Origin of the sequence: Psychrobacter luti, from assembly GCF_014192115.1 — a bacterium.
Taxonomy (GTDB): Bacteria; Pseudomonadota; Gammaproteobacteria; order Pseudomonadales; family Moraxellaceae; genus Psychrobacter; species Psychrobacter luti.
In genome coordinates, this window is the sequence record NZ_JACHXL010000005.1 from 167,533 (window position 1) to 174,297 (window position 6,765).

Annotated in this window: 6 protein-coding genes; 2 read left to right on the forward strand and 4 right to left on the reverse strand. The window is 42.4% G+C overall.

The annotated features are described in order from the left end of the window. Positions 1 to 38: 38 nt before the first annotated feature. On the reverse strand, positions 39 to 1,406 hold the full coding sequence (locus tag FHS24_RS10500; protein ID WP_183621090.1) for a hypothetical protein: 1,368 nt from the start codon (positions 1,404 to 1,406) through the stop codon (positions 39 to 41). Between the two features lie 261 nt (positions 1,407 to 1,667). On the opposite strand from FHS24_RS10500, the gene budC reads away from it, so the two are divergent. Further along, complete coding sequence (budC, locus tag FHS24_RS10505; protein WP_183621091.1) at positions 1,668 to 2,450, forward strand: meso-2,3-butanediol dehydrogenase; 783 nt, start codon at positions 1,668 to 1,670, stop codon at positions 2,448 to 2,450. Between the two features lie 118 nt (positions 2,451 to 2,568). Here budC and FHS24_RS10510 read toward each other — a convergent pair whose 3' ends face one another. The 3 genes from FHS24_RS10510 to FHS24_RS10520 form a co-directional block, all read right to left on the reverse strand. Beyond that, positions 2,569 to 3,264 carry a lysophospholipid acyltransferase family protein gene (locus FHS24_RS10510; RefSeq protein WP_227671799.1) on the reverse strand — a complete coding sequence of 232 codons (696 nt, stop codon included), beginning with the start codon at positions 3,262 to 3,264 and terminating at the stop codon, positions 2,569 to 2,571. A 169-nt stretch (positions 3,265 to 3,433) separates the two neighbouring features. After that, on the reverse strand, positions 3,434 to 5,320 hold the full coding sequence (parE, locus tag FHS24_RS10515) for a DNA topoisomerase IV subunit B (protein ID WP_183621093.1): 1,887 nt from the start codon (positions 5,318 to 5,320) through the stop codon (positions 3,434 to 3,436). 167 nt (positions 5,321 to 5,487) lie between these two features. Then, a complete protein-coding gene (locus FHS24_RS10520; protein ID WP_183621094.1) occupies positions 5,488 to 6,147 on the reverse strand; it encodes a YqiA/YcfP family alpha/beta fold hydrolase in 660 nt (219 codons plus the stop codon). Between the two features lie 186 nt (positions 6,148 to 6,333). Here FHS24_RS10520 and FHS24_RS10525 point away from each other — a divergent pair, with 186 nt between their 5' ends. Continuing rightward, positions 6,334 to 6,594, forward strand: a complete 261-nt coding sequence (locus FHS24_RS10525) for a DUF1289 domain-containing protein (protein WP_183621095.1) — start codon at positions 6,334 to 6,336, stop codon at positions 6,592 to 6,594. Positions 6,595 to 6,765 lie beyond the last annotated feature (171 nt).

A 6,765-nucleotide genomic window follows, 5' to 3' on the forward strand; every position in this document is an offset into this window, starting at 1 on the left:
AATTTATACCAGTCGTAAACAGCTATAACGTATCGTTTTTATTTTTGGCTTTGCTGCTGTAAGCGCTGAAGTTGCTTGCTTAGTTGACGCTCACGCTGGCTCATGGCATCGACCGGCTGTATCCATAAGTCAATATCTATAAAACTATCTTCTGCCTCTGTGATAAAGTCTATGCCAAGCACAATAACGTGGTGCAGCTCGGCTATTGGTAAACGTGTGGCAACATCCAAAGCGATTTTCGCTAAGTTCGATTGAATAGCCTTTTTACTATGCTGTCCTTCTACATCCTGTCCATAAAATATCAGCACATAATGCCTACCTAAACACTCATAGGAATGTTGATGGACGACATAGCCTCGTTGTTGCAGACTTTGCTGCTGCTTTGGATGCCGATATAAAGTACGAATCAACTCATGGCGCGAAAACAATGATTCATCTAGTATTTGCTGCTGCCATTGAGAAAACTCTGCGTGTTGCTGCTGTTTTTCTGCTTCTGTAAATGGCTTATTACCCTGCTGCTCGCTGCTTTTCTTAGTGCTAAAATTTTCATCGACCATAGTTATCATTTGGCTGCTAAGTTGTGACCATAAAATAGCCGCTTGCTGCATGTGCTGCTGATACATCTGGCTAGTTGCACTATGATTTTTTTGTGCAAGCGCCATAGCAATCAGAGCGGCATTGGGCTCATCCTGCATACCATATTTAATCAGCGCATTGTCTATGGCGATAGCTTGGGTAAATAGCGCAGAACTGTTTAAAAATTTATTAATCAATACCTCTTCAGAATCAAAGCTTGGTACATGGCTAATAGCACTCTGTTGCAGCTGCTCTAAGCGATATCTTAAAAATCGCCACAATTCACATGGCGTATGAAGCGCAGTGAGTATCGATTGCCAGTCGTGCCAGCCAAATATTTGTAGCAGCTGCCCGTTATCACTCATATCTATGATTAAATCTTCCATAAAATAACGGGCAGGAAAATTATGTTTTAAGTGCTTATACTTGCCGTGCTGATGGTCTTTGTCTACAAAGTTGTTTGCTTTATCGATATCACTTTTAAATTGAATATCAAGAACCAACACTTCTATTGCGTGCGCCATATTGGCTTTTTTCTTACATAAATCACCTTTATGCCATGCTAATATTGATTTAATAGCTGTCTTGCGCACGCTTTCGATATCAGCGGCAGCCATACCCTCAGGCAAATAAACCCTCAGTTCTGACAACTGCAATTTACCTGATGGTAAGTGGTAAGCAAGTTTTTGAGCTTGATATTGGATTTTATGTGTCGCTTCAAGTGCTTGTATAGAAGGCAATAGCATCTCTAACTTATCAGTCTGCACATAGCAGGCTAGCTCATTGTCAAGATAAGGCTTATTAGCAATCACAGTAGTCGAATTTGACACAATCCCACCCTCTTAATATTAAATGTATATGCTGGCGTATGACTTGCAACGAATACTAAGCATACTAGCGTGATAATCCTTGCCATTACTTTTAGCAAAAGATCAAACAACATAAGCGCAATTATACACAGTCGCTTTCGTAGCAGTGAGTTGTTATGATGGCATAAAAGCAATCAAAGTTGCGCAGGCTTATCAGGCATCCTAGCGCAGGCTTAACAACTTCCCTATATAATCATCATATGATAACAAGGACTGAACATCATGAAACGCTTTAAAGAAAAAACTGTTATCGTCACCGGTGCGGGCTCAGGTATTGGCCGTGCGACGGCCATTCGCTTTGCAAACGAAGGCGCTAACGTTGTTTTAGTCGGACGTACCGCTGCTACCTTACAGGAAACTGCTGAAGCGTTTCCGCAGGACCGGACTTGGATTCATACCGATAATTTTTTGACCGTTGTTTGTGACATCAGCGTAGAAGCTCAAGTACAAGAAATGATGAAAAGAGTCATCGACAAGTTTGAGAGAATCGACGTTTTGGTAAATAATGCCGGTAAAGCCATGCAAGGCAAAATCACTGAGCTATCTTCTGAAGATTGGGAGTCGGCTATCGATGTAAATTTAAATGGCACGTTTTATGTCTGTCAGGCTGCAATGCCACATCTGATTGCCACCAAAGGCAATATCATCAATGTCTCGTCGCTCTCTGGCGTCGGTGGTGACTGGAATATGGCCGCTTATAATGCCGCCAAAACCGGTATTAGCAATTTAACGCGCACCTTAGCCTTAGATCACGGCGCCGATGGTGTGCGCGTCAACGCCGTCAATCCAAGCGTTACTAAAACCGATATGACCAGCGCCATTCAAGATGATAGCAGCAAAACCGATAAGTTTTTAGACCGCTGCCCACTTGGCCGTCTTGCATCTCCAGAGGACGTTGCCGCTGTCATTACTTTTTTAGCGAGCGATGACGCGTCTATGATTACTGGTGTGAACTTGCCAGTTGATGGCGGTATCAGCGCGTCAAATGGTCAGCCGCATTTCTAAGCAGTCATTCATTCAATTTAGTTCAAATTTTATCTATTTAAGATTAAAAAGAAGCCCCTGATATTTTACTATCAGGGGCTTCTTCACTATAAAAACTTAACAATAAAGAAGTTAAGTTTTAATCAATCTGTTTATTAATATCCTGTAAAGGCTGCGATAAACGTTCAGGATGTCTTGGCATTACGCCTTGATATTGGGCATAGATTTTTGGCAAATCAGCGTCGATATCACCGCTAGGATAAACCAACGACATAAAACGTATCTCTTTGGTTTTATAATCCATCGCGACGGGCAAAATCGGCACACCAGCACCTACTGCCAAATAATAAAAACCTGATTTCCAGCTTTCGGTATATTGTCGCGTACCTTCTGGCGCTAAACCCAAGAACAGTGGCTTACCTGTTTTGAATTTATCGATACTCGCTTGCAACACCGAGCCTTTATTCCCACGATCAATGGGAATGACCCCTATCCAATTTAATAGCTGAGCAAATAATGGCACTTTAAACAGCGTATGCTTGCCCATAATACTGATTTTTAAATCTAGGGCAAATAAGCTTGGTATCGCATAAATACCATCGACGTTAGAAGTGTGCGGCAGCGCTAAAACCACAGCCTGCGGAATATTTGGAATCTCACCAACCGTACGCCAACCAGCAGCTTTTAATAACGCTGATGCGATAATTGGCGCAGCTTTATTACCACGTCTTGGGACCAAATTTCCCAAATGCTTCCTGTTTAATGTCGGGAATACTTTCGAGCGCGTAGGCTTAGAAGCAGTTGATTTAGAACGGTTAAATAGCTTTGATGTCATAACGGCACCATGTAATAAAAGATAGCTACATAATAACATTAAGCTTGTACCACTTAGCTAAATTTTGCAGGCTTTTATTACATGATAGCTTACTCAATTATTTACATATATAACTATATATAAATAAAGCCTGTAAAAATAACACCAGTACGACTTCTCTCCTACCGCCTTAGGAGATATCAGCCAAATTGCCTTTATTTTCAAGCCAAGACTTGCGATCTGCTGCACGTTTTTTGGCTAATAGCATATCCATCACACTGTTTGTGAGCACCATATCATCCATATCTAGCTGAACTAAGCGTCGAGTGTCTCGATTCATGGTTGTCTCACGCAATTGCTCTGCACTCATTTCACCCAAGCCTTTAAAGCGCGTGATTTGGGCTTTCTTATTGCCTGGCACATTGGACAAAATATGCGCAAGCTCTGGTTCATCAAGCGCATAATGCACCTCTTTACCGACATCAACACGGTATAAAGGCGGCATCGCTACAAATAAATGACCGGCATCTACCAAGGCAGGAAAATGCTTGACGAATAATGCGCAAATCAATGTGGCAATATGCAGACCATCAGAGTCCGCATCTGCCAAGATACATACCTTATCATAGCGCAGCTCAGACAAATCATCCGACGCTGGATCAACACCGATAGCGATGGCAATATCATGAATCTCTTGACTTGATAGCACCGTATCTGATGATACTTCCCACGTATTTAGAATCTTACCGCGCAGTGGCAATATCGCCTGATAATGACGATCACGCGCTTGCTTGGCACTACCACCCGCAGAATCACCCTCTACTAAAAACAGCTCTGCGCCATCACGCAAATCGCCGCGACAATCTGCCAACTTACCTGGCAATGCTGGACCTTGAGTAATTTTCTTACGGGCGACTTTTTTCGCAGATTTTAATCGACGACCCGCTTTATTAATCGCCAGCTCGGCAATTTGGGTACCCATATCGGCATGCTGATTTAGCCATAAGCTAAAGGCGTCTTTTGCCAATGTCTGCACCGCACCAGCCGCTTCGCGGCTTGATAAGCGCTCTTTGGTTTGACCGGAAAACTGTGGCTCAGAAAACTTAAGCGACAAGATATAGTTCACCCCGTCCCACACATCTTCTGCAGTCAGCTTGACACTACGTGGCAGTAAATTATGAATATCACAAAACTCGCGTAAGGCTTCCAAGATACCGGTACGTAGACCGTTAACGTGCGTACCGCCTTGAGCAGTCGGGATAAGGTTTACATAGCTTTCCTGCACAGGCGTACCGCCATCTGGCAACCAAGACAATACAAAAGTAATGCCCGCACGTTCACCTGCTTTCGCATTGTAATTATAATAAAACGGTGCTTCAGGTAAAGTCTCTAAACCATCTAGCTGCTCATTTAGATACTCAACCACCCCATCAGTAAACTGCCAAACGACTTTTTCATTATTAATATCATCAACGAACTCAATCGTTAGACCAGCTGCTAGCACAGCTTTGGCTTTTAGATTATGTTTAAGCTGTTTGACGTTAAATTTAGGTGTATCAAAGAAGCTGCCATCGGCCCAAAAATGTACTTTGGTACCACGCTTACGTTTATTTGAGCTGACGGTTTCGGTTAAAGGGGTGACTGCTGCGCCATTCTCGAACGCCATCTCAAACTGTGTGCTATCACGCCATACCGTCACTTCAACTCGCGTGGATAGCGCATTGACGACGGATATACCCACCCCGTGTAAACCGCCCGAAACTTCATAATTAGACGTTGAGAATTTACCACCAGCATGCAGACGGGTTAAAATCAGCTCAATACCAGTTTGATTAAATTCGGGATGAATATCGGTTGGCATGCCACGGCCATCATCTTCAACTGATAATGATCCATCGCTATGCAATTGCACTTTGATAACCTTGGCATAACCCGCCAATGCTTCATCGACTGAGTTATCGATGACTTCTTGCGCCAAATGATTGGGACGGGTGGTATCGGTATACATACCTGGGCGACGACGTACGGGTTCAAGCCCTTCTAAAACTTCTAACGATTGCGCATTATATTGACTCACAAATGCATCCTTAACTATTCATGTGCGATTAATTCTATTCAACCATTATAACGAAAAATAGCGACGGTAACGCTAATAGTCAGTCGCTCACGTCAGATAATGTCGTCTATTTAAATTGCTTAATATATTAGGTTCTCTACGAGCCTGTATGTCATTTTTATTTGAATTCATAGCAAACTCCTTAACATCTCAATCACCATTGGCAATTGCGCACCAAAGTCACTAAACCTGTGATCACCACCGGCTTGCATCGTTACTGTTACTCCCTGCTCTTTATAAAACTCTTTAGACAGCTCAGGATTTAACAGCTCATCGCCTTCTTTAATAAGCACAGCAACTTTATCAGGATAATTAATAGTGGATAGCTGATGCGCTGCAAACCATTGCAAATCTGCATGAGTAATATCCCACCCACCTGCTGTCGAATGAATAATATGACTGTCTAAATACTCTTCTTCAACATTATTTTTTGCGGTCGAATCTTCAGAAAAGCGCTGTAATGTCACATGCGGTTGCGTGCTAGGATTCAATAGCAGCGCTGGGCAACCAGTATGGTTACTAATCAAGGTAGAAAAATAACCACCCAATGAGCTACCGACCAATACTGTATTTGAAGATTCAAATCTCTCATTTTCCGCATGATTACCATTGCCATTCAAATTTTCGATTAATGAAAGTATGTGACTAAAAACTTGGTCAGGCGTCTTATTCAAATCAGGGCGCATTACATTTATATCAGGATGGTACTTACGGCAATAATCTTCTAATAACCTTCCTTTAGTCGAATTGGCATCACTGTCAAGCCCATGAATATAAATAACGTTCACGTATAATCTCACTTATTAATTTTGTTATGATTGCTATATATGAATAATAAAAACTCAGCATAGCATTACGTCAATAAAAACAGTAACAATAAAACCGCACATTATTATTCACTATTTGCGACATAATAGTATTTATAATGAGATTAGGCATGTTAAAGGAATAACGAAAATAGCGATGGAGCCGTCATGAATCAGCAGTTTGAACTGTTCGAGATTGCCAATCCATGCATTGGTGTGTGTCAAAGTAATAAAAAAGGCTATTGCTTTGGCTGCTTGCGTAGTCGACCTGAGCGTCAGTTATGGCATGAGATGACGACTGAACAGCGTCGTGAGGTGCTACGGCTAGTTTCTGGACGTAAACTGCGTATAGAGCAGATGAGACAGCGCAAAGGCGAGCAGTTAGGCTTTGATTTTGAAGAAGTGGTCGAGACGGGTGAGTTGTTCTAAAAAACAGCTTATTAGCGCCTGTTCTTTCAAAACCCCCAAACCCCAGCCAAAAGAAAACCCCCTTAGCAATTAAGCCAAGGGGGTTTTACTTTTAGAATAGAGAGCTGACGATGACCTACTCTCACATGGCCGGAGCCACACTACCATTGGCGCGATGATGTTTCACTTCTG